The 22,710-nt window shown below is 73.7% G+C and carries 15 protein-coding genes; 11 read left to right on the top strand and 4 right to left on the bottom strand.

What is annotated here, in order from left to right; all coding sequences use genetic code 11:
- Positions 1-57 precede the first annotated feature (57 nt).
- From ACTMS2_RS11470 to ACTMS2_RS11460, 3 genes are all read left to right on the top strand, one after another.
- Entirely contained in the window at positions 58-252 is a 195-nt protein-coding gene (locus ACTMS2_RS11470; RefSeq protein WP_101414566.1) for a hypothetical protein, read from the top strand.
- A 241-nt stretch (positions 253-493) separates the two neighbouring features.
- Positions 494-4,105, top strand: a complete 3,612-nt coding sequence (smc, locus tag ACTMS2_RS11465; protein WP_441175373.1) for a chromosome segregation protein SMC — start codon at positions 494-496, stop codon at positions 4,103-4,105.
- Positions 4,105-4,725, top strand: a complete 621-nt coding sequence (locus tag ACTMS2_RS11460) for an HAD-IA family hydrolase (protein WP_363621318.1) — start codon at positions 4,105-4,107, stop codon at positions 4,723-4,725. The genes smc and ACTMS2_RS11460 overlap by 1 nt, the downstream gene beginning before the upstream one ends.
- Positions 4,726-4,753: 28 nt before the next feature.
- Here ACTMS2_RS11460 and ACTMS2_RS11455 read toward each other — a convergent pair whose 3' ends face one another.
- The gene (locus tag ACTMS2_RS11455) at positions 4,754-5,275 is read right to left on the bottom strand and encodes a DinB family protein (protein WP_089003632.1); all 522 of its coding nucleotides are present in this window, start codon (positions 5,273-5,275) and stop codon (positions 4,754-4,756) included.
- Between the two features lie 65 nt (positions 5,276-5,340).
- The gene (locus ACTMS2_RS11450; protein ID WP_441175372.1) at positions 5,341-7,053 is read right to left on the bottom strand and encodes an alkaline phosphatase D family protein; all 1,713 of its coding nucleotides are present in this window, start codon (positions 7,051-7,053) and stop codon (positions 5,341-5,343) included.
- A gap of 149 nt (positions 7,054-7,202) precedes the next feature.
- Here ACTMS2_RS11450 and ftsY point away from each other — a divergent pair, with 149 nt between their 5' ends.
- The 6 genes from ftsY to ffh all read left to right on the top strand — a co-directional run bounded on the left by ftsY (position 7,203) and on the right by ffh (position 15,327).
- Positions 7,203-8,390 carry a signal recognition particle-docking protein FtsY gene (gene ftsY, locus ACTMS2_RS11445; RefSeq protein WP_357719704.1) on the top strand — a complete coding sequence of 396 codons (1,188 nt, stop codon included), beginning with the start codon at positions 7,203-7,205 and terminating at the stop codon, positions 8,388-8,390.
- A gap of 7 nt (positions 8,391-8,397) precedes the next feature.
- Positions 8,398-9,261 carry an aminoglycoside phosphotransferase family protein gene (locus ACTMS2_RS11440; protein WP_357662355.1) on the top strand — a complete coding sequence of 288 codons (864 nt, stop codon included), beginning with the start codon at positions 8,398-8,400 and terminating at the stop codon, positions 9,259-9,261.
- A gap of 186 nt (positions 9,262-9,447) precedes the next feature.
- A complete protein-coding gene (locus ACTMS2_RS11435) occupies positions 9,448-10,872 on the top strand; it encodes an ammonium transporter (RefSeq protein ID WP_441175371.1) in 1,425 nt (474 codons plus the stop codon).
- Positions 10,873-10,897: 25 nt separating this feature from the next.
- Complete coding sequence (locus tag ACTMS2_RS11430; RefSeq protein ID WP_172896701.1) at positions 10,898-11,236, top strand: P-II family nitrogen regulator; 339 nt, start codon at positions 10,898-10,900, stop codon at positions 11,234-11,236.
- Positions 11,237-11,252: 16 nt separating this feature from the next.
- Positions 11,253-13,580 (top strand): [protein-PII] uridylyltransferase, encoded by a 2,328-nt coding sequence (locus tag ACTMS2_RS11425; RefSeq protein WP_441175370.1) that lies wholly within the window; start codon positions 11,253-11,255, stop codon positions 13,578-13,580.
- Between the two features lie 187 nt (positions 13,581-13,767).
- Positions 13,768-15,327 carry a signal recognition particle protein gene (gene ffh, locus ACTMS2_RS11420; RefSeq protein ID WP_441175369.1) on the top strand — a complete coding sequence of 520 codons (1,560 nt, stop codon included), beginning with the start codon at positions 13,768-13,770 and terminating at the stop codon, positions 15,325-15,327.
- Positions 15,328-15,550: 223 nt separating this feature from the next.
- Here ffh and ACTMS2_RS11415 read toward each other — a convergent pair whose 3' ends face one another.
- Positions 15,551-19,099, bottom strand: coding sequence for a S8 family serine peptidase (locus tag ACTMS2_RS11415; RefSeq protein ID WP_441175368.1), 3,549 nt, complete (start codon positions 19,097-19,099; stop codon positions 15,551-15,553).
- 322 nt (positions 19,100-19,421) lie between these two features.
- Here ACTMS2_RS11415 and ACTMS2_RS11410 point away from each other — a divergent pair, with 322 nt between their 5' ends.
- Positions 19,422-20,501: an amidohydrolase family protein gene (locus tag ACTMS2_RS11410; protein WP_441175367.1), complete on the top strand. Its 1,080-nt coding sequence runs from the start codon at positions 19,422-19,424 to the stop codon at positions 20,499-20,501.
- Positions 20,502-20,514: 13 nt separating this feature from the next.
- Here the strand turns inward: ACTMS2_RS11410 and ACTMS2_RS11405 are convergent, their stop codons facing one another.
- Positions 20,515-21,120 carry a TetR family transcriptional regulator gene (locus tag ACTMS2_RS11405; protein WP_363903394.1) on the bottom strand — a complete coding sequence of 202 codons (606 nt, stop codon included), beginning with the start codon at positions 21,118-21,120 and terminating at the stop codon, positions 20,515-20,517.
- Between the two features lie 104 nt (positions 21,121-21,224).
- Here ACTMS2_RS11405 and proS point away from each other — a divergent pair, with 104 nt between their 5' ends.
- A complete protein-coding gene (gene proS, locus ACTMS2_RS11400; protein WP_441175366.1) occupies positions 21,225-22,631 on the top strand; it encodes a proline--tRNA ligase in 1,407 nt (468 codons plus the stop codon).
- The last annotated feature ends 79 nt before the right edge of the window (positions 22,632-22,710 follow it).

The raw sequence follows: 22,710 nt of genomic DNA, 5'->3' as shown, positions 1-22,710 counted from the left end.
TACACATTTGGGCGCGCGTTGGCCGGCCCTTCCGGCAGCGCATATCAAGGAGTCAACATGGCTAAGGCCCTGTACGGCCACGTAGGTGCGGCGTCCGATCGGCGCCTGCTCGACGAGGTCACCCGACTGCGTGCCACGGTTCGGTCTCTGGAGTTCGAGATCACGCGGCTGCGTGCCGAGAACGATCGGCTCGCGGCGGCTGCGGCGGAGGCGGACGACCTGCTCCGTCTGGCCGAGCCCGCGCTGACCTGATCTCCGGATCGCACAACTGAATCGCACCACGCAAAAAGAGCGCGCCGACACTTCCGTGCCGGCGCGCAGCTCTGTCCGCGCCTCTTTTCCGCCACCTCGGCCCGCGTCAGCCGGATGAGCACCCGCCGGTCGCCAGGCGGGTCGCGTGCCCGGCGGTTCCCCGTCCCGGGTTAGTCTGCGGGTTCACCCAGGTCCGCGCAGCCGGCGACGGTACGGCGGCCACCGGACGAGGATCGAGAAGGTGCATCTCAAGAGCCTGACGGTGAAGGGCTTCAAGTCCTTCGCCTCCGCGACGACGCTGAAGCTGGAGCCGGGGATCACCTGCGTGGTCGGCCCCAACGGCTCCGGCAAGTCCAACGTCGTCGACGCCATCGCCTGGGTGCTCGGCGAGCAGGGCGCCAAGGCGCTGCGCGGCGGCAAGATGGAGGACGTCATCTTCGCCGGCACCGCCGGCCGGGCACCGCTGGGCCGCGCCGAGGTGACCCTCACGATCGACAACACCGACGGCGCGCTGCCGATCGAGTACACCGAGGTGTCGATCACCCGTCGGATGTTCCGCTCCGGCGAGAGCGAGTACGAGATCAACGGCGACACCTGCCGGCTGCTCGACATCCAGGAGCTGTTGTCGGACTCCGGCATCGGCCGGGAGATGCACATCATCGTCGGCCAGGGCCGCCTCGACGGGATGCTGCACGCCAAGCCGGAGGACCGGCGCTCGTTCATCGAGGAGGCGGCCGGCGTCCTCAAGCACCGCAAGCGCAAGGAGAAGGCGCTGCGGAAGCTCGACGCGATGCAGACGAACCTGAACCGGCTCACCGACCTCACCGCCGAGCTGCGCCGCCAGCTCAAGCCGCTGGGCCGGCAGGCGGAGGTGGCCCGCCGCGCCGCCGCCATCCAGGCCAACCTGCGCGACGCCCGGCTGCGGCTGCTCGCCGACGACCTGGCCACCCTGCGGGCCACCCTGGACCGGGAGATCGCCGACGAGACGGCGGTGCGTGAGCGGCGCGAGCAGGTCGAGGCCGAGCACACCGAGGTGCAGGCGCGGCTGGCCGAGCTGGAGGCGGCCCTCGCCGAGGACGCGCCGCTGCTGGCCGCCGCCCAGGACACCTGGTACAAGCTCTCTGCCCTCTCCGAGCGGTTCCGCTCCATCGAGCAGCTCGCCCGGGAGCGGCTGCGGCACCTCAGCGCCACGCCCGACGACGAGCGCCCCGGTCGCGACCCCGACCAGCTGGAGGCCGAGGCCGAGCGGATCCGCGAGCAGGAGGAGGAGCTGCGCGGCGCGCTCACCGACGACCAGATCAGGCTGGCCGAGGCCGTCGAGCACCGCCAGGAGCTGGAACGGCAGCTCGCCGCCGCCGAGCGCGAGCTGGTCGCCGCGGCCAAGGCGATCGCCGACCGCAGGGAGGGCCTGGCCCGGCTGACCGGCCAGGTCAACTCCGCCCGGGCCCGCACCACCAGCGCCGGCGAGGAGATCGAGCGGCTCGCCACCGCGCACGCCGACGCGCTCGCCCGGGCCGACCAGGCCCAGGCCGAACTCGACGCGGTCGCCGAGCAGTCCACCGAGGCGGACCGGGACAACGCCGACCTCGACGCCCGGCACGCCGAGGCGGTCGCCGCCCAGGAGCGGGCGCAGGCCACCGTACGGTCGTTGACCGACGCGGAGCGCGCGGCGGAGAAGGACGCCGCCACCTGGAAGGCCCGGGAGGAGGCGCTCGCCCTCGGCCTGCGCCGCAAGGACGGCGCGGGCGCGCTGCTGGCCCGCGCCGACGAGGTCCCGGGCCTGCTGGGCAGCCTGGCCGGGCTGCTCACCGTCGCCCCCGGGCAGGAGGCCGCGCTCGCCGCCGCCCTCGGCGGGCTCGCCGACGCGGTCGCGGTCAGCGGCGTCGACGAGGCGGTCGAGGCCATGCGGCTGCTGAAGATCTCCGACGCCGGCCGGGCCGGCCTGCTGGTCGGCAGCCCCGCCGGGCCGGGCATGGACGCCCCGGTCGACGCGCTGCGGCCGAAGCTGCCCGACGGCGCCCGCTGGGCGCCCGACCTGGTGGAGTGCTCCCCGCAGATCCGCCCGGCGGTGCACCGGGCGCTGCGCGACGTGGTGCTGGTCGACGACCTCGCGGCGGCGGCCGAGGTGGTCGCCGGCAACCCGGAGCTGCGCGCGGTCACCCCGGACGGCGACGTGGTGGGGGCGTACGCGGCGGCCGGCGGGTCGGCCAAGGCGCCCAGCTTCATCGAGGTGCAGGCCGCCGTCGAGGAGGCGCGGTCGAACCGGCTCGCCGCCGAGCAGACCGGCGCGGAACTGCGCGAACAGCTCGTCGACGCCCGCGCCGAGGTGGCCGCCGCCAAGGAGACCGTGCAGCACGCCGCCGCCGCCAAGCGGGAGGCGGAGAGCCACCGCAACGCCGCCGCCCGCCGGCTGGCCGAGCTGGGCGCGGCGGCCCGCTCCGCGAAGGCGGAGGCCGACCGGCTCGGCGAGGCCCGGGCCCGCGCCGAGGCGGCCCGGGAGCGGGACCTGCTCACCCTGGCGGAGCTGGAGGAACGGCTGCGGCTGGCCGAGGAGACCCCCGTCGACGCGCAACCTTCCACGGAGGAACGCGACCAGCTCGCCGCGATGGTGCCGCAGGCACGGCAGAACGAGATGGAGGTCCGGCTCGCGGTGCGTACCGCCGAGGAGCGGGTCTCCTCGATCGCCGGCCGCGCGGACTCGCTACGCCGGCAGGCCACGGCCGAGCGGGCCGCGCGGGAACGCGCGGCGGCCCGGCGGGCGGCCCGCACCCGGGGCGCGGGGATCGCCCGGGCGGTGGCGGGCGGGGCCCGGGAGGCCCTCACCCGGCTGGCCACCTCCATCGCCGCGGCCGAGGAGCACCGCGACGCCGTGGCGCGCGAACGCGCCGCCCGCGAGGCCGAGCTCCAGGAGGTACGCGGCGCCGCCAAGCGGCTCGGCGCGGAGCTGGAGCGGCTGACCAGCCAGGTGCACCGCGACGAGGTGGCCCGCGCCGAGCAGCGGATGCGCATCGAGCAACTGGAGGCGAAGGCCGCCGAGGACTTCGGGCTGGACGTGGAGACGCTCGTCGCCGAGTACGGCCCGACCCAGCCCGTCCCGCCCACCCAGGCCGACGTGGCGGCGGCCGAACGCGACGGCCTGCCGGTGCCCGAGCCGGTGCGCTACGAGCGGCCGGTGCAGGAGAAGCGGGCGGCCAAGGCGGAACGGGAACTGGCCCTGCTCGGCAAGGTGAACCCGCTGGCCCTGGAGGAGTTCGCCGCGCTGGAGGAGCGCTTCAAGTTCCTCTCCGAGCAGCTGGAGGACCTCAAGGCCACCCGCCGCGACCTGCTCACCGTGGTCAAGGACGTCGACGACCGGATCCTGGAGGTCTTCGCCAGCGCGTTCGAGGACACGGCCCGGGAGTTCCAGCAGGTCTTCACGGTGCTCTTCCCCGGCGGCGAGGGGCGGCTCGTGCTCACCGACCCCGACGACCTGCTCACCACCGGCGTCGAGGTCGAGGCCCGCCCACCGGGCAAGAAGATCAAGCGGCTGTCGCTGCTCTCCGGCGGCGAGCGTTCGCTGACCGCGGTGGCGATGCTGGTGGCCATCTTCCGGGCCCGGCCCAGCCCGTTCTACATCATGGACGAGGTGGAGGCGGCGCTGGACGACGTCAACCTGGGCCGGTTGATCACGCTGCTGGCACAGTTGCGGGAGAAGAGCCAGCTCATCGTCATCACGCACCAGAAGCGGACGATGGAGGTCGCCGACGCCCTGTACGGCGTGACCATGCGCAACGGGGTGACCCAGGTGATCAGCCAGCGGCTCAACCGGGCCGACGGAGACGAGCGGCGTGACCGCGGCGAGGAGAACGAGTAGTGGGTCGGGAACGGGCGACGGCGCTCCTGGTGGACTTCGACGGCGTACTGCGCCGGTGGGACCCCGCGGTGGCCGCCGGGGTGGAGCGGGAGTACGGCCTCTCCGAGGGCGTGCTCACCGAGATCGCCATGCAGTGGGGGCGGCTCCAGCCGGTGCTGACCGGGCGGGTCAGCCACGCCGACTGGATGAGCAGCGTGGCCGACGCGCTGGCCGACTCCGTGGGCGGCCCCGAGCGCGCCCGGGCCGCCGTGGAGCAGTGGCAGCGCTACCGGGGCGAGGTGGACCCGGAGGTGCTCGCCTTCGTCCGCGAGGCGCGGGCCGGCGGCATCCGGATCGGGCTCGGCACGAACGCCACCGACCTGCTCGACGCCGACCTCGCCGCGCTCGACCTGACGGACGAGTTCGACGCGGTGGTCAACTCGTCCAGGATCGGGGTGAACAAGCCGGCGAAGGAGTACTTCCAGGCCGCCTGCGCGGCCCTGGAGACCCCGGCGGCCCGGGTCCTCTTTCTCGACGACGAGGACTGGGCGATCCGGGGCGCGCGCGTCGCCGGCCTGTCGGCGCTGCGCTGGAGCGGCCCGGCCGACCTGCGGTACGCGCGGGCGGCGCTGGCGTACTGACCGGCTGAGCCGTCCACCCCGGCGCGGGCTACTCGCCTGTGACGCCGTCGATGCGTTCGCGGATCAGGTCGGCGTGGCCGTTGTGCCGGGCGTACTCCTCGATCATGTGCACGTAGGCCCAGCGGAGGTTGAACGTGCGGCGCTTCGGGCCGACCTCGGTGAAGGTCTCGTCCAGCGACCGGCCGGCGGTGGCGGCGCGGGCCAGCGCGACCTCCCGGTGGAAGGTGGCGAGGTCGGCCTCGGCGTCGGCGGTGCTGACGTCGTGGTCGGCGTCCGGGTTGTCGGGCGTGAAGTAGGGGTAGTCGACCTGCTGGCCGGCGAAGTTCTCCCGGAACCACCAGGCCTCCACCTCGGCCAGGTGCCGGACCAGGCCGAGCAGGGTGAGCCCGGAGGGCTCGACGCTCGGCGTGCGTAGTTGCTCGGCGGTCAGCCCGGCGCACTTGAGCAGCAGGGTCTGCCGGTGGTAATCCAGCCAGCCCTCCAGCATGGTGCGCTCGTCGCCGACGTAGGGCTCGGGGGTCCGGGTGATCTCCGGTGCTCGCCAGGTCATGCCGGTCATCCTGGCGGGCACCCCCGACAGTCCGCGACCGCTTATCGAGGCGCCAGGCCGCCCGCTCACCCGCCGGAGGTGAGGCGCTGGCGCATCACCTCGCGCAGGTGGCCCTCGCTGGTGGTGCCCTCGATGGTCACCTCGGCCGTCCGGCCGGCGTGCACCAGCGTGGCGACGGCGTTGCCGAAGTACGGCCCGGCGAGCCGCTTCCACCGCAACGGTGGGCGGCGCACCCCGGCGGTGCGGGCCAGCGCCCGGGTGGCCCCGGACGGCCCGGACGACCAGCCGAGCTTCATCAGCGGGCGCATCCCGGCCGGGACCTGGTTGTGGATGGGCGAGCAGGTGAGCTGGTGCACCGGGGTGACCACGCTCCGGTCGTCGAACCAGGCCCGCGCCACGTACGAGTGATGCACGTCGCCGGAGAGCACGCTGATCGACGCCGGTGGCGCGTACGCGGGGCCGGCCCCGACGCGCTCGCCGGGGGTGCCGGGGGTGCCGCTGCCGAGGCGGGCGAAGAGTGCGCCGAGCGCCTCGAACGAGCGGCGGAACGCGGCCCAGTGCTCCAGGTCCAGCCCCCGGCGCAGGTTCTCGGCCAGCCGGGCCACCCAGCGCCGCCGGGAGTCGGCCAGCTTCTCGTTCCACGCCTCCACGTGGTGGATGCCCGGCGGCAGCAGCCAGGGCAGGGACGCGCCGACCACCAGGTGGTCGTAGACGCCGTGGGCCCGGTCGAGGAACCACGACCACTCGCCCGGGGGCAGCATCGCCCGCTGGCCCGGCTCCAGCACCCGGCTGCACCGGTTGTCGAGCATGACCAGCCGGGTCCGGCCCAGGTCCAGCGCGTAGCTCCACTGGTACTGCACCGCGCGCCACCGCTCGGTGTCGTGGGCGAGGTCGGCCTCGGTGTCGACCCGCTGCCCGAACTCGCGCAGCACGCCGGTGGCGTCCTCCGCCGCGACGACCTTGGCGTAGACCGGGTCGGCGGCGATCTCGTCGGGGGAGAGGTTGCCCAGGTGCTGGTAGACCCAGTACGAGGCGAGGCCGCTGGTGATCCGCTCCGCCCACCACGGCTGCTCGCGCATGTCGGAGCGCCAGGAGGCGGAGGTGTTCCAGTCGTCGATGACCTCGTGGTCGTCGAAGATCATGACGCTCGGCACGGTGGAGAACAGCCAGCGGATCTCCGGATCCCGCCAGGACTCCAGGTAGAGCTTCGTGTACTCGTCGAAGCTGACCACCTGGTCGCTCGGCGCGCCCTTGGGCCGCCGGCGGCGCCGCTTCAGCAGCCGCCGGACGGTGGGCGACGTCACGTCCGCGTAGACCTGGTCGCCGAGGAGCACCAGCAGGTCGGGCACCTCGGTCGCGTCCGGGTCGGCCATGAGCCGCCGGGCGTACGCGTCGAGCGCGTCCGGGGGCAGCCGCCGGGTGGTGGCGTGCTGGGTGGTCTCCCGGCAGGAACCGAAGACCAACCGGACCGGCTGGTCGAGGTCGTCGGCCGCCCGGGTACGGATCACGCTGGGCGGGAAGTTGCTCTTCGGCACCGGCCAGGCGACCTCGTCGTCGATCAGCACCTCGTAGGTGGTGGCGCTGTCGGGGGTGAGCCCCTCCACCACGACGAGCGCGTAGTGGTGCTCGTACGCCGAGAAGGTGGGCGCGGTGCCGCCGGCGCCGTCGGCGGTCCGGACGGTGACCACCGCGGGCGCGCTGGTCTCGACCCAGATGGTGGCCCGCGTGTCCACCACTCTGCGAAGCAGCGGGCCGATGAGCAGGTGTGCCGCGGGCATGGTCGACCTCCAGATGAGCGGACTTCATCCTTACTACCCGGCCGGCGGTCGCACCACTGCTGGCTGTGACCGAGCCTACCGCCGGCTTTCCGCACGCGGCCGGGAGCGGTGGCTGGGACAGCTTCGCCGGCATCTGACAGGATTCCGGCATGACCGAATACCTCCTCATCGCGCTCGCCCTGCTCGGCGTGCTGATCCTTGGCGGCATCGGGCTGGTCGTGCCGCGGCTGCGCCGGCGACCGGAGCCGCCGCTGCCCGAGACGGAGGTCGAGACCCGGGCCGAGGAGGATCTCGCCGGCCCGCCGGTGGAGGCGCCGGAGGCCGAACTGTCCACCGGGATCCTGGTGGAGCCGCCGGTCGTGGAGGCCCCGGCCCCGGTGCTGGAGGTCCCCGAGCCGACCGCCGGGCGGCTGGTCCGGCTGCGCTCGCGGCTGTCCCGCTCGCAGAACGCCTTCGGCAAGGGCCTGCTCGGCCTGCTCAGCCGCGACCACCTCGACGAGGACGCCTGGGAGGAGATCGAGGACAGCCTGATCACCGCCGACGTCGGCATCGACGCCACCCGGGAGATCGTCGACCGGCTGCGCGAGCGGACCCGGGTCCTCGGCACCCGCTCCGCGGGCGAGCTGCGCGCCCTGCTCGCCGCCGAGCTGGTCAACGCGCTCGACCCGACCCTGGACCGGTCGCTGCGGACCGCGCCGAAGGAGGGCGTGCCGGCGGTGGTGCTGGTCGTCGGCGTCAACGGCGCGGGCAAGACCACCACCTGCGGAAAGATCGCCCGGGTGCTCGTCGCCGATGGGCGCACCGTGCTGCTCGGCGCCGCCGACACCTTCCGGGCCGCCGCCGCGGACCAGTTGGAGACCTGGGGCGGGCGCGTCGGCGCGGAGACCGTCCGTGGGCCCGAGGCGGCCGACCCGGCCAGCGTGGCGTTCGACGCCGTCAAGCGGGGCATCGACACCGGCGTCGACACCGTGCTGATCGACACCGCCGGCCGGCTCCAGAACAAGATCGGCCTGATGGACGAGCTGGGCAAGGTCAAGCGGGTGGTGGAGAAGCACGGCCCGATCGACGAGACGCTGCTGATCCTCGACGCCACCACCGGGCAGAACGGGCTGGAGCAGGCCCGGGTCTTCACCGAGGTGGTCAACGTGACCGGCGTCGTGCTCAGCAAGCTCGACGGCACCGCCAAGGGCGGCATCGTCATCGCCGTGCAGCGCAAGCTGGGCATCCCGGTCAAGCTGGTGGGGCTCGGCGAGGGCAAGGACGACCTGGCCCCGTTCGACCCCGCCCAGTTCGTCGACGCGCTGCTCGGTACCGAGCCGCTCGCCCGGGACGCGTAACCTCGCAGTGACGACCGACGATCGCGCCTACGCCGGGTGGCGCGACCCCAGCCACCCGTCGCCGCGCCTCGGGAGACCGTACGTGACTTCGCAGGAGATCCCGCTGCACGGCGGGAACGTCAGCACTGTCGTCCGGGTGGGCGACACCGTCCGGCGCAACGCCGGGCCGTGGACGCCCTCCGTGCACGCCCTGCTGCGCCACCTGGAATACGTGGGCTTCACCGGCGCCCCCCGCGCGCTCGGCATGGACGAGCGCAACCGGGAGGTCCTGTCGTACCTGGAGGGGGAGTGCGGGGAATATCCGCTGGCCCCGCACTGGGTCACCGACGAGGCGCTGGTGACCGTCGCCACCATGCTGCGGATGTTCCACGACGCCCAGTACGGCTTCGTGCCGCCGCCCGGGGCGGTGTGGCGCTCGTTCGGCCCGCCGCCGCCGGACACCGAGGTGATCTGCCACCACGACGCCGCCCCGCACAACGTGATCTGGCGGCCCGACGGCACCCTCGGGCTGATCGACTTCGACCTCGCCTCGCCCGGCGCCCGGATCTACGACGTGGCGTACGCGGCCTGGACCTGGGTGCCGATCTTCTCCGACCGGGACTCGATCACGCTCGGCTGGAAGCAGCCCGACCGCCCGCGCCGGCTGCGCCTCTTCGCCGACGCGTACGGGCTGATCCCCCGCGACCGGCACCGGCTGATCCGGACCATCCGCAAGCGGATCGTGGACCACGTGGAGGGCATCCGCCGGATGGCCGCCGCCGGTGAACCAGCCTTCGTCCGGATCGTGCACAAGGGGCACCTGCGCCGGCCGATGCGCGACCTGCGGCTGCTCGACTACGAGCGCAACGCCCTGGAGTACGCGCTGCGCTGAGCTGAGCGGTTCGTGCCGCCGGCCGGTGAGGATTGCTTCACACGTCCGAAACAACCCGTCACAGCATGGAAATCGACGGGTGACGCTGGGGGAAACAGGGAGCGAGCAGGCTTCCGCGCATCCGGCGTACGGGCGACGCTGCCCCGGAAGCCGTGAAGGAGGGAACTTCACCTTTAGGAGGCCAGCGTGCCTGAGGCACCCACGATCGATTCCGGCAACACCGTCTGGTTGCTGGTGTCGACGGCGCTCGTGCTGCTCATGACGCCCGGACTGGCGCTGTTCTACGGCGGCCTGAACCGGGCCAAGGGTGTACTGAACATGATGATGATGAGCTTCTCCGCGATCGGGCTCATCTCCGTTTTGTGGTGGTTCTACGGTTTCAGCATCGCCTTCGGCAGCGATGTCAACGGGCTCTGGGGCGACCCGGGCGCCTACCTCGGCACCAAGACCTTCCTCGCCGAGACCGACCTCTGGGGTGCCACGGCCGACAACCCGAGCGGCATCGGCGTCCCGCTCTACGTGTTCATGGCCTTCCAGATGATGTTCGCCGTGATCACCGTCGCGCTGATCAGCGGCGCGGTCTCCGACCGGGCGAAGTTCGCCGGCTGGCTGCTGTTCGCGTTCGGCTGGGCGACGCTGGTCTACTTCCCGGTCGCGCACTGGGTGTGGGGCGGCGGCATCATCGGCGCCGACCTGCACGCGCTCGACTTCGCCGGCGGCACCGCGGTGCACATCAACGCCGGCGCGGCGGCCCTGGCCCTGGCGCTGGTGCTGGGCAAGCGGCTCGGTTGGCCCCGGGAGGGCATGAAGCCGCACAACATCCCGCTCGTCGCGCTCGGCGCCGGGCTGCTCTGGTTCGGCTGGTTCGGCTTCAACGCCGGTTCCGAGCTCACCGTCGACTCGGTCGCCGGCCTGGCCTTCGTCAACACGCAGCTCGCCACGGCCGCCGCGGTGCTCGGCTGGATCGTCGTCGAATGGATCAAGGACAGGAAGCCGACCCTGGTCGGCGCCTCGTCCGGCGCCGTCGCCGGCCTGGTCGCCATCACCCCGGCCTGCGGCTTCATCGCGCCCTGGGCGGCGGTGCTGCTCGGCCTGGTGGCCGGCGCGGTCTGCGCGCTGGCGATCAGCCTCAAGTACCGGCTCGGCTACGACGACTCGCTCGACGTGGTCGGCGTGCACTTCGTCGGCGGCTGGATCGGCTCGCTCTGGCTCGGCCTCTTCGCCACCAACTCCGTCAACGGCGCGATCGGCGACGTGATCGGCGCCTCCGACGGGCTCTTCTACGGTGGCGGGGTCACCCAGCTCGGCCGGCAGGCCCTGGCCGGCCTGATCGTCACCGCCTGGTCCTTCGCGGTGGCCTGGGTGCTGGCCTTCGCGATCGAGAAGACGATCGGCTTCCGCCTGCGCGCCGAGGACGAGGTCGGCGGGATCGACATCGCCGAGCACGCCGAGAGCGGCTACGACCTGTCGCCGGCCGCCGGCAGCGGCGGGGGCAGCGCGTTCGCCATGGCCGGGCTGACCGGCGCCAAGCCGCCGACGGCACCCGCGCCCGCGGAGTCGACCGAGCCGGCCGCACCCGCCGCGCCGGTCGACGAGAAGGTCGCCGGTTAACGTTCCTGGGATGGAGGGGTTGGACATGAAGCTGGTGACCGCGGTCATCAAGCCGTACCAGCTGGACGCGGTGAAGGAGGCCCTGCACGCCCTCGGCGTGGCCGGCCTGACCGTCAGCGAGGTCCAGGGGTACGGGCGGCAGAAGGGGCACACCGAGGTCTACCGGGGTGCCGAGTACACGGTCGAGTTCCTGCCCAAGATCCGGGTGGAGGTGCTCACCGACGAGATGGACGTCGACAAGATCGTGGACGCCGTCGTCGGCGCCGCCCGGACCGGCAAGATCGGCGACGGGAAGGTCTGGGTGACCGCCGTCGAGGAGGTCGTCCGGGTCCGCACCGGCGAGCGCGGCCTCGACGCGCTCTGACCGGGCACCGACCGACATGACCTCGTCGACCAGGAAGGACGCGTCGGCACACACCGGCGGCGCCGGACTCCTGGTCGACGAGGTCGTCGGCGTCGGGGAGGCGGCGCGGGCGGCGCGGGCCGACGCGTACGACCGGTGGTTGCGCGGGCTGCTGCCCCGGCTGCCCGGGGTGGCGCTGATCGCCGTCGGCGGGCTGGGCCGCCGGCAGTGCGCGCCGTACGGCGACCTCGACCTCGTCCTGCTGCACGCCGGGGTGCCCGGCGTGGACGAGCTGGCCGCCTCCGTCTGGTATCCGGTGTGGGACGCCGGACTGCGGCTGGACCACTCCGTCCGGACCGTCGCCGAGGCGCTCTCCGTCGCCCAGGACGACGTGAAGGTGGCCCTCGGGCTGCTCGACGCGCGGCTGGTCGCCGGGGACGCCGCGCTGGCGGACACCCTCGTCCGGACCGCCGTCGACCACTGGCGGCGGACCGCCGTGCGGCAGCTCCCGGCGCTGCGGGAGATCACCGCCGCCCGCTGGGCGGCCCACGGCGAGCTGGCGTTCCTGCTGGAGGGCGACCTGAAGGAGGCGGCCGGCGGGCTGCGTGACGTGGGCATCCTGCGGGCGGTCGCCACCGCCGGGATCACCGACGCGCTGCGCCCCGCCGTCCGCGCCGCGCACCTGCGGCTGCTGGACACCCGCGACGCGCTGCACCGGCAGGTCGGCCGCCGGGTCGACCGCCTGGTCGCGCAGGAGCGCGACGGGGTGGCCGCGCTGCTCGGCCTGCGGCACCTTCCGCCGTCGGACCCCGCGCGGCCGGACACGTCCGACGCTCCGCGTGGGGCCCGGGCCGTCGGGGACGGCGACGCGCTGCTGCGCCGGGTCGCCGGGGACGCCCGGACCGTCAGCCACGCCCTCGACGACGCCTTCCGCGCCGCCGACCGGCTGCGCTCGGGTCGCCGCCGGGGCGCCGACGGGCGGCCGCTGCGCCGACCGGTCGCCCGGGACGTCGTCGAGCACGACGGCGAGCTGGTGCTGGCCCGCACGGCGATCGGAGCGCGCCCCGACCCGAGCCTGTCGCTGCGGGTCGCCGCCGCCGCGGCTGTCACCCGGCTGCCCATCGCGCGGGCCACCTGCGAGTGGCTGGCCGCGTACTGCCCGCCGCTGCCGGCGCCGTGGCCGGCCGAGGCCCGGGCCGCGCTGGTCACCCTGCTCGGCGCCGGTCCCGGCCTGGTGCCGGCCTGGGAGACCTGCGACCGGTACGGGCTGATCGAGGGCTGGCTGCCCGAGTGGACGCGGCTGCGCAGCCTCCCGCAGCACAACCCCGTGCACCGGTTCACCCTCGACCGGCACCTCGTGCAGACCGCGTACGAGGCCAGCCGGCACACCCGCGAGGTGGACCGCCCCGACCTGCTGCTGCTCGGCGGCCTCCTGCACGACGTCGGCAAGGGGCTCCCGGGCGACCACAGCACCGTCGGGGCGCCACTGGCCGAGGCGGTGGCCGCCCGGATCGGCCTGCCCGCCCCGGAGGTGGCGCTGATCGGCACGCTGGTCCGGCTGCACCTGCTCCTGCCCGACGTGGCCACCCGGCGGGACCTCGCCGACCCGGTCACCATCGCGGGCGTGGCCGAACGGGTCGGCGACCCGGCCACGCTGGACCTGCTGCACGCCCTGGTGCGTGCCGACGCCGCCGCCACCGGGCCGGCCGCCTGGTCGCAGTGGAAGGGCCGGCTGGTCGCCGAGCTGGTCGCCCGGGTGCGGACCGCGCTGGACACCGGCGTGCTGCCCGCCCCGCCCGCCCCCGACCCGGCGCTGCTGGCGGGGCCCCTGCCGGTCGTACACCTGACGGCCGACCGGGTGGCGGTGGCCGCGGCGGACCGGCGCGGCCTGCTCGCGACGGTGGCCGGCTGCCTGGCGCTGCACCGGCTGGAGGTGCTCTCCGCCGACGCCTCGACCGTCGACGGCCGGGCCCTGGTCGAGTGCCGGGTGCAGCCCCGCTACGGGCTCGCGCCCGACCCGATCGCCCTCGGCGCCGACCTGCGCCGCGCGGTGAACGGCGACGTCTCGGTCACCCAGCGGCTGCGCGGCCGGGCCCTGGCGGCGCGGGCCGGCGGGGCCGCGCCACGGGTGGTCTGGCACCGGGAGGCGGCCACCGACGCCGTGCTGCTGGAGCTGCGGGCCGCCGACGCGGCCGGCCTGCTCTACCGGGTGACCTGCGCCCTCGACGAGGCCGGCGCCCAGGTGCGCGCGGCCCGCATCTCCACCCTCGGCGGCGACGTCGTCGACGCCTTCTACCTCGTCGGCGGCTGGCCGGCCGAGGCGGACCGGGCCCGGCTGGAGGTCGCGGTGCTGGCGGCGGTGTGAGGAGGGGGCCGGGCTCCGGGGGAGTCCGCCCGGCGTCCGGGCCGGTGTGCGCCGTGGCCCGCGCCGGTCGCCCCGGCTGTGCCCGGCCCGGAGCGGCCGTGCGGCCGGCCGGCTACCCTAGCGGTGGCCGGACACCTCGCCCGGTCGCCGATGTGCCTGCCGGAACACTGACAAACGGGATGTTCGCGTGTTTGACACCTTGAGTGACCGCCTGTCCGGGATCTTCACCAAGCTCCGCGGCAAGGGTCGGCTCACCGACGCCGACATCGACGCCACCGCGCGCGAGATCCGCCTCGCGCTGCTGGAGGCGGACGTCGCGCTGCCGGTGGTCAAGGGCTTCATCGCCAACGTCAAGGAGCGGGCGCGCGGCTCCGAGGTCTCCCAGGCGCTCAACCCGGCGCAGCAGATCATCAAGATCGTCAACGAGGAGCTGATCAACGTCCTCGGTGGCGAGGGGCGGCGGCTCCAGTTCGCCAAGCAGCCGCCGACGGTGATCATGCTCGCCGGCCTCCAGGGTTCCGGCAAGACCACCCTCGCCGGCAAGCTGGCCCGCTGGCTCAAGGCCCAGGGGCACCAGCCGCTGCTGGTCGCCGCCGACCTCCAGCGCCCCAACGCCGTCGGGCAGCTCCAGGTGCTCGGTGGCCGCGCCGGCGTCGAGGTGTACGCCCCCGAGCCCGGCAACGGCACCGGCGACCCGGTGCAGGTGGCCCGCGCCTCGATCGAGCACGCGAAGCGGGCCGCCCGGGACATCGTCATCGTCGACACCGCCGGCCGGCTCGGCATCGACGCCGAGATGATGCAGCAGGCCGCCGACATCCGCGACGCCGTCGACCCCGACGAGGTCATCTTCGTCATCGACGCCATGGTGGGTCAGGACGCGGTACGCACCGCCGAGGCGTTCCGCGACGGCGTGGGCATCACCGGCGTGGTCCTCTCCAAGCTCGACGGCGACGCCCGCGGTGGCGCCGCGCTGTCGGTGCGGGAGGTCACCGGGCAGCCGATCCTCTTCGCCTCCACCGGCGAGAAGCTGGAGGACTTCGACGTCTTCCACCCCGACCGGATGGCCAGCCGGATCCTCGGCATGGGCGACGTCCTCACTCTGATCGAGCAGGCCGAGCAGGCCTTCGACACCGATCAGAAGGAGAAGATGACCGCCAAGCTGATGGGCGGTGAGCAGTTCACCCTGGAGGACTTCCTCGACCAGCTCATCGCGGTCCGGCGGATGGGTCCCATCGCCAACGTGCTGGCCATGATGCCCGGCATGGGGCAGATGAAGGACCAGCTCGCCGAGGTCGACGACAAGCACTTCGACCGGGTCACCGCGATCATCCGGTCGATGACCCCCGCCGAGCGCACCAACCCGAAGATCATCAACGGCTCGCGCCGGGCCCGCATCGCCAACGGCTCCGGCGTCACGGTGATGGACGTCAACCAGTTGCTCAACCGCTTCGCCGAGGCGCAGAAGATGATGAAGCAGATGGGCGGCATGATGGGCCTGCCGGGCGGCGGCCGGCGCAAGGCCACCAAGTCGCCGAAGAACAAGCGCAAGGGCACCAAGGGCGGCAACCGGCCGCGCGCCGGGGCGGGCGCCGGGATGCCGGGCGGCTTCCCCGGCGGTATGCCGCAGCTCCCGCCGGGCATGGACCCGAACGACCTGGCCGCCGGCCAGGGCCTTCCGCCGGGCTTCAAGCTGCCGAAGATCGACTTCAACAAGCTCGGCAAGGGCGGCGACGGCCGGCCCCGCTGAGATGTGTCGCTGACCGCGGGTGACATGATCCGGCGAGTACGAGGCGGTGACCCACACCGAGGACCTCTTCGTCACCGAGCGGCCCCGGAAGGTCTCCGTCGACCTGCCCGCGCTGACGGCACGGCGGGCCGGGTTGCTCGACCGCGCCGGGGACTGAGCGCCCCGCGGTACACACGGGCGGGGCCCGGCCGTCACCGGCTGGGCCCCGTTTCTCGTACGACCGTCAGGACAGCAGGTCCGGCCGGTCGGTGACGCGCAGCGCGTTCACGATCGGCACGCTGTAACCCTTGTGCGTCACGAACCGCACGTTGAGCTGGCCGTCGATCACCCGCACCGTGTACGTCCGGCTCAGCGCGGCGTAGCTGCCCACCTCACCGGCCACGTCCAGCGACGGCAGCACCTCCTGGCCCTCGATCAGCACGTCGAAGACCCGGCGGTCCGGGTACTGCCGCTTCACCTCGGCGAAGTCCAGCTCCACCGTGTAGTAGCCGTCCGCGAGACCGTCGACGCGGTACTCGTACATTCCCTCCCGCTGGCTGGCGAAGCGGGCCGGGTCGTTGGTGCCGGTGATCGGGGTGCTGGTCGTCCGGCGGCTGGAGGTGCCGAGGTAGCCGGCGCCGCCGGCGGTCCAGGCCCGGTCCGGCGACCAGGTCTGGCCCTCGACGTCGGCCCGGGCCGACGTCGCGCCGGCGTCGATCGCCAGGGTGGTGCGCGGCACCACCAGGGTGACCGGGACGTCCAGCACGGGCTGGCGCCCGCTGGCCGAGGAGATCCGCAGCTTGGCCTGGTGGAAGCTGCCGGGGGCCAGGCCGGCGGTGCTGGTCGCCACGCCGACGGTGTGCCGGCCGCCGCTGCCCAGGGTGACGGTGGCACCCGACAGGCCGAGCCAGCTGACGTCCTGCGGCGTGCCGTCGGAGTTCAGCTCGGTGACCGTGACGTCGGTGCCGAGCACCCCCGTGTTGCTGAGGGTGATCTGTCGGCTCCGGGTCTGCTCGGCCCCCGAGACGACGGTCAGCTCGCTCGTCGGGGTGCCGACGCGTGCGGTGCGCAGCGCCGCCGAACGGACCTCGGCCGCGCCGGCCTGCACCGCCACGGAGCCCGACGCCGCCTCGTAGTGCTGCTTGTCGATGGTGAACTCGACCGTGCCGGCGGGGGCCTGGATCAGGTACGTGCCGTCGGCCTCCGTGGTCTGGGTGGCCGTCGCGTCGCCCACCCGGGCGGTCACGGTGGCCCCGGCGACCGGGCGCCCGTCGTTGGCGTCGGTGACCACACCGGAGAGCACCCCGCTGCGGGTGGTGCGGAACGTGATCGCCGTGCCGTCGGCGACCGCCTGGGCGTTGTACGAGTACTCGAAGCCGACGGTGCCGTCGACGTTCTCCAGGCCGATCGTCGCGCCGGTGCCGGTCTCCGCGCCGTCGCCGTCGATGTCGGCGTACCGGTAGGTGATCGAGCCGTCCTCACCGATGGCGGCGCTGAAGGTCAGCCGCATCGACCGGTCGGCGAAGATCGACACGTTGCGCCACTCCACGACGAAGGTGCGGCGCGGCGCGGCACCCGTGACGGCCGTGTAGACCCCCGAGTCCTCCTCCACGTAGAGGTCGTCCCAGAACGGGAAGAGCGCGAGGTCGGGGTTGGTGGTGTTCGGCAGGGCGGTGTTGAGGCGGCTGGTCGACGAGGTGCCGAAGCCGAGCACGCCGTTGGTGCTCACCCACGCCTGCCGGTAGGAGTTGCCGTAGAGCGGGACCCGGAAGGGCAGCGTGACGGGGACGGACCTGTTGTCACCGGTCAACGTCTCCAGCAGCTGGGTGCCGGCGACGAACGAGCCGCCGGCCGGGCCGCAGGCGTACCCGAAGGAGTCGACCCGGTCGGGCAGGGTGACGTCCAGGACGGTGTCCGCGCCGACCTGCGCCGACCTGGTCACCTCGTCCGAGCAGCGGTACGTGTGCGCGAAGCGGACGTCGTACGTGCCGTGCGGCACCGTCACCCGGTAGCGGCCGTCGGCGTCGGCGGTGGCGGTGAGCGGGGTGCCGAGGACGGCGACGGTGGCGCCGCCGGCCGTGCCGTTCGAGGTGCGCACCGTGCCGCTGAGCGTGGCCGAGGGGGCCGCCTCGAGGGCGACGTCCGCGTCGGCCGTCTGGTTCTCGGTGATCGTCACCGAGGCCGTTGCCGTGGTGTAGCCGAACTTGCTCACCGAGACCGTGTAGCTGCCCACCATCAGCCGGTCGAGCGCGTACGAGCCGTCGGCGCCGGTGCTGGTGACGCGGGTCATCGGGCCGGTGACCGTCACGTCCGCCCCGGCCAGCGGGTTGCCGCCGGAGGTGACCCGACCGCCCAGCGCGCCGAGGGCGCCCCGGGGGGTGGCGTCGACCGCCGCGTACGCGTCGAGCCGGCCCTCGCCGAAGACGTTGTTGTCGTCGACGGTGCCGCCGCAGGTGAGCGCGTCGACGTCGATCGCGGTGTCGTCGAGGATGCGCTTGGTCTCGGCGACGTCACCCTGCAGGGCCGGCGAGGCCGACCACATCAGGGCCACGGTCGCCGCGGTGTGCGGGGAGGCCATCGACGTGCCGCTGAGCGCCGAGTAGCCGCCCGGCACCGAGGAGCGGACGTTGGCGCCCGGCGCGGCGATGTTCGGCTTGATGTCGCCGTTCTCGCCGGTGCCCCGGCTGGAGAAGCTGGCGATCGCGTTGTTCACGTCGAACGCGCCGGAGCTGTAGCTGATCGTGTACGACCCGGGGCTGCCCGAGGTGTTGCAGCTCGGGCCGCTGTTGCCGTTGGAGAAGGCCGGGAAGATGCCGGCGGCCACCCACGACGAGACGATCTCGGTGTACCACGGGTCGTAGGCGCTGGAGCCCCAGGAGTTGTTCACGACGTCCGGGGCGAGGTCGGGGCGCGGGTTGGCGCCGTTGAGGTCGGTGGGGGCGACGATCCACTGGCCGGAGGCGAGCAGCGACGCCCGCGAGCAGCCGCTGGTCTCGCAGCCCTTGGCGGCGATCCACCGGGCGCCCGGGGCCACGCCGATCACGTTGGCGCCGTCCGAGCCGACCATCGTGCCCATGGTGTGCGTGCCGTGGTTGTTGTTGTCGCACGGGGCGTCGGTGGGGCAGACGTCGGCCGGGTCGAACCAGTTGTAGTTGTGGTCGAGGGTGCCGTCACCGTTGCGTCCCCGGTAGCTGGCCGCCACGGCGGGGTGGGTGACGTCGACGCCGCTGTCGATGTTGGCGACCACGATGCCCTCGCCGCGCACGTTCAGCTCGTTCCAGACCCGCGGCGCGTTGATCCGGTCGATGTTCCACTCGGTGGCGTTGGTGGTGGGGACGGTCTCGCCGGGCAGCGGCTTCGGGATCTCGACCGGGTCGTCGGCGAGGATCTCGGCGACGTCGGTGCGTACGGCGAGGTCTCCGAGCAACTCGGCGTCGCCGGTCACCCTGATGGCGTTGACCAGCCAGAACGGGGTGAACTCCGCGCCCTTGCGGGTCAGCATGGCGCGCAGGCCGGCCTGGCTGCGCTCGGCGTGGGCGGTCTTGGTGCGGTGCACGTGAGCGGCCTTCTCCGTCTTGCCGCGCAGGCTGGCCGCGCCGGACAGGTCGGCCTTGCTGTCCAGGAAGACCCAGTAGCTGGCCCTGCTCTCGCGGGCGAGCCGGGTGGTGACCTTCCTGTCGACCTTCGCGGCCACCGCCCTGACCTTCGTGTCGGCGGAGTCCGGTGCGGCGGCGGCCGGTGCCGCGGCGCCGATCGGCAGGGTGAGGCCGACCGCCAGGCCGACCGCGGCCATTCGCCATCGTCGTGGTGACACTGTCCCGACGCTCCTTTTGGGTGAGGCGACACTGTGGACGCCCGTGTCCGGGCGCCTGGGAGCATCCTGGTGACGAAGGATCTCTTCATCAAGACATGCGTAAATAAAGAAATCTGTCAATCAACCGTTCGTGTCACCCGGTGGCGAGAGGACTACGCAGCGGAGTCGGGGGTCGCCGCGCCGGGTGGGGCCGGGCGCGGCCGGCGGACCGGCGCATCCGCTGCACCCGGGCGTCCCCGGCCCGTGCCGACCGGGAAGAATGGCGGGCGGACCGCCCCCTTTGCGCGCAGACGGAGGACGCATGGCCTGGCACGTACGCGGCGTGGTGCTGCCCGACGACGAGGTCCGTGACCTGTGGCTGGTCGGCGACCGGGTCACCTTCACCCCGGTCCCCGGCGCGGAGACGATCGCCGACGGCGGGTTCGTGCTGCCCGGCCTGATCGACGCGCACTGCCACATCGGCATCGCCCGCGGCGGCGCCCCGGTCACCTCGCTCGACCAGGCCCGCGAGCTGGCCCGCGTCGATCGCGACGCCGGGGTCCTCGCCATCCGCGACGCCGGGTCGCCGTACCCGTACCCCGAACTCGACGACGAGCCCGACCTGCCGCGGCTGGCCCGCGCCGGCCGGCACGTCGCGCCGCCGAAGCGCTACCTGCGCGACATCGGCGTCGAGGTGGGGGCGGCGGAGGTGGCGGCGACGGTGACCGCGCAGGCGCGCGCCGGCAACGGCTGGGTGAAGCTGGTCGGCGACTGGATCGACCGGGGGGTCGGCGACCTGGCCCCGGCGTGGGACGCCGACACCATGACGGCCGCCGTCCAGGCCGCGCACGCCGCCGGGGTACGCGCCGCCGTGCACACCTTCTCCGAGTCGGCCGTGGAGATCATGGTGCGCGCCGGGGTGGACTCGGTGGAGCACGGCACGGGCCTGAGCCTGGACCTGATCGACGAGATGGCCCGCCGGGGCACCGCCCTGGTCCCCACGATGATCAACATCCGGACGTTCGGCGGGATCGCCGAGCAGGCCCGGGAGAAGTTCCCCGGCTACGCCGAGCACATGCTCGCCCTGCGCGACCGCTTCCCCGAGGTGGTCCGTTCGGCGCACGAGGCCGGCGTGCCGATCTACGTGGGCACCGACGCCGGCGGCGGCATCGACCACGGCCTCGCCGCGGAGGAGATGCTGCTGCTGCACGAGCAGGCCGGCATGTCCACCACGGAGGTGCTCGCCGCCGCGTCCTGGCGGGCCCGCGAGTGGCTCGGCTTCCCCGGGCTGGTCGAGGGCGGCCTGGCGGACCTCGTCGTCTACGCCGAGGATCCGCGCGCCGACCTGCGTGCCGTACGCAGCCCCGCCCGCATCGTGCTGCGCGGCCGCGTCGTGCGCTGACCCCGACGGCCGGTCAGCCGGTCCCGTCGCCCCGGGTGACCGCGTGCACGAGCAGGAACACCGCCAGGTCGGCGAGGGCGGCGGCCGTCTGCGCGACGGGGGCGCCGGGCAGGACGATGTGGCTGATCACCAACCGGACGACCGAGTCCGTGGCGAAGGCGACCGCGTCCCGGTCGGCGCCCGGCAGCACGCGGTCGGCCCACTCCAGCAGCACCTCGGTGGCCTCGGTCAGGACCAGCTCCGACCGGGTGGTGAGGTAGGGCAGCAGCTCGTCCGAGCCGCCCCGGGTGCTGGTCAGCACGGCCTTGATCAGCGGGTCGTTGGCCGCCTCCGCGAGGGTGTGCGAGATGGTGGCGTGCGCGGCGGCCCGTACGTCGTCGCCGTGCGCGTTCAGCAGGGCGCGTACGGCGCCCACGAACCGGTCGACCTCCCACCGGGCGAGCGCCTCGGCCAGCCCCGCCTTGGTGCCGAACTCGTTGTAGACCGTCTGCCGGCTCACTCCCGCCGCGCGCGCGACGGCACCCATCCGGACGCCGTCCCAGCCAGTCGCGATGGTCAACGCCCGGGCTGCCTCGACGATCGCCTCCCGCGAACGGGTGCCCTCCCTCACCTCACCCATGGTGGTCGAATCCTACGACCCGCCACACCGGCCGGCACGGCGGACACCGGCGACGTCGCGCCCGATGGCGTCGTCCCTTCGGCCGACGCATAGGATGTGCGGTCATGGCACGCGTGCTCACTCCCCGTGCGGAGGACTTTCCCCGCTGGTACCAGGACCTGATCGCCAAGGCGAAGCTGGCCGACAACGGCCCGGTCCGGGGGACCATGGTCATCCGACCGGCCGGCTACGCCATCTGGGAGCGGATGCAGGCCGAGATGGACGCCCGGATCAAGGCGGCGGGCGCGGAGAACGCGTACTTCCCGCTCTTCATCCCCGAGAGCTACCTCAAGCGCGAGGCGGAGCACGTCGAGGGCTTCTCGCCGGAACTCGCGGTCGTCACCCACGGCGGCGGCAAGCAGCTCGCCGAGCCTGTGGTGGTGCGCCCCACCAGCGAGACCGTCATCGGCGAGTTCATGGCCAAGTGGATCGACTCCTACCGGGACCTGCCGCTGCTGCTCAACCAGTGGGCCAACGTGGTCCGCTGGGAGCTGCGCCCCCGGATCTTCCTGCGCACCAGCGAGTTCCTCTGGCAGGAGGGGCACACCGCGCACGCCACCCGGTCCGACGCCCGCGCCTACGCGCGCCGGATCCTGCACGAGGCGTACGAGGACCTGATGGTCAACGTGCTCGGCATCCCGGTGGTCGTCGGCCTGAAGACGGCCCGGGAGCGCTTCGCCGGGGCCACCGCCACCTACACCTGCGAAGGCATGATGGGTGACGGCAAGGCCCTCCAGCTCGGCACGAGCCACGAGCTGGGGCAGAACTTCGCCAAGGCCTTCGACATCAGCTACTCCTCCGCCGAGGGCGGCCGGGAACACGCCTGGACGACCTCCTGGGGCACCTCCACCCGCATGCTCGGTGGCCTGATCATGTGCCACGGCGACGACAACGGGCTGCGCGTGCCGCCGAAGCTGGCGCCCGTGCAGGCGTACGTCATGGTGGTCAAGGACGGCGAGGGCGTCGGTGAGGCCGCGAAGAAGCTCTCCGACGCGCTGCGCGACGCCGGGGTCCGGGTCGCGCTCGACGACCGCACCGACACCCCGTTCGGCCGCCGGGCCGTCGACGCCGAGCTGCGCGGCTATCCCGTACGCGTCGAGGTCGGCCCCCGCGACCTGGCCGCCGGCAACGCGGTCGTGGTCCGGCGCACCGACGGCTCGAAGTCCCCGACGCCGGTGGCCGACGTGGTGACCGCCGTGCTGGCCGCCCTCGACGCCGACCAGCGGGCCCTGCACGACCAGGCGCTGGCCCACCGGAAGTCCCGCACCGTCGAGGTGTCGACCCTCGCCAAGGCGATCGAGGCGGCGGCCACCGGCTGGGCCATGGTGCCGTGGTCGGCGGTCGGCGTGCAGGGCGAGGCGGAGGCGAACGGCCAGGGCGTCACCGTGCGCTGCCTGCTGCGCGCCGACGGCTCGGTGCCCGACTCCGAGGACGAGCCCGACCTGGTCGCCATCCTGGCCCGCGCCTACTGACCGACCCGTACGCCGCACGGCCGGTCCCGCCTCGCGGGGCCGGCCGTGCGCGTTCCGGCGCCCGCGGGTCGACGGGGCG

Source organism: Micromonospora sp. SD12 (genome assembly GCF_052068495.1).
Taxonomy (GTDB): Bacteria; Actinomycetota; Actinomycetes; order Mycobacteriales; family Micromonosporaceae; genus Micromonospora; species Micromonospora echinofusca.
This window is presented reverse-complemented; position numbering and strand designations above follow the sequence as displayed.

Excerpts from the sequence above, each read along its gene's own strand:
- ACTMS2_RS11425 (WP_441175370.1), top strand. The coding sequence starts at position 11,253 with ATGACCTCGTCGACCAGGAAGGACGCGTCGGCACACACCGGCGGCGCC.
- ACTMS2_RS11410 (WP_441175367.1), top strand. The coding sequence starts at position 19,422 with ATGGCCTGGCACGTACGCGGCGTGGTGCTGCCCGACGACGAGGTCCGT.
- ftsY (WP_357719704.1), top strand. The coding sequence starts at position 7,203 with ATGACCGAATACCTCCTCATCGCGCTCGCCCTGCTCGGCGTGCTGATC.
- ACTMS2_RS11450 (WP_441175372.1), bottom strand. The coding sequence starts at position 7,053 with ATGCCCGCGGCACACCTGCTCATCGGCCCGCTGCTTCGCAGAGTGGTG.
- ACTMS2_RS11415 (WP_441175368.1), bottom strand. The coding sequence starts at position 19,099 with ATGGCCGCGGTCGGCCTGGCGGTCGGCCTCACCCTGCCGATCGGCGCC.
- ACTMS2_RS11405 (WP_363903394.1), bottom strand. The coding sequence starts at position 21,120 with ATGGGTGAGGTGAGGGAGGGCACCCGTTCGCGGGAGGCGATCGTCGAG.
- proS (WP_441175366.1), top strand. The coding sequence starts at position 21,225 with ATGGCACGCGTGCTCACTCCCCGTGCGGAGGACTTTCCCCGCTGGTAC.
- ACTMS2_RS11430 (WP_172896701.1), top strand. The coding sequence starts at position 10,898 with ATGAAGCTGGTGACCGCGGTCATCAAGCCGTACCAGCTGGACGCGGTG.
- ACTMS2_RS11455 (WP_089003632.1), bottom strand. The coding sequence starts at position 5,275 with ATGACCTGGCGAGCACCGGAGATCACCCGGACCCCCGAGCCCTACGTC.
- ACTMS2_RS11470 (WP_101414566.1), top strand. The coding sequence starts at position 58 with ATGGCTAAGGCCCTGTACGGCCACGTAGGTGCGGCGTCCGATCGGCGC.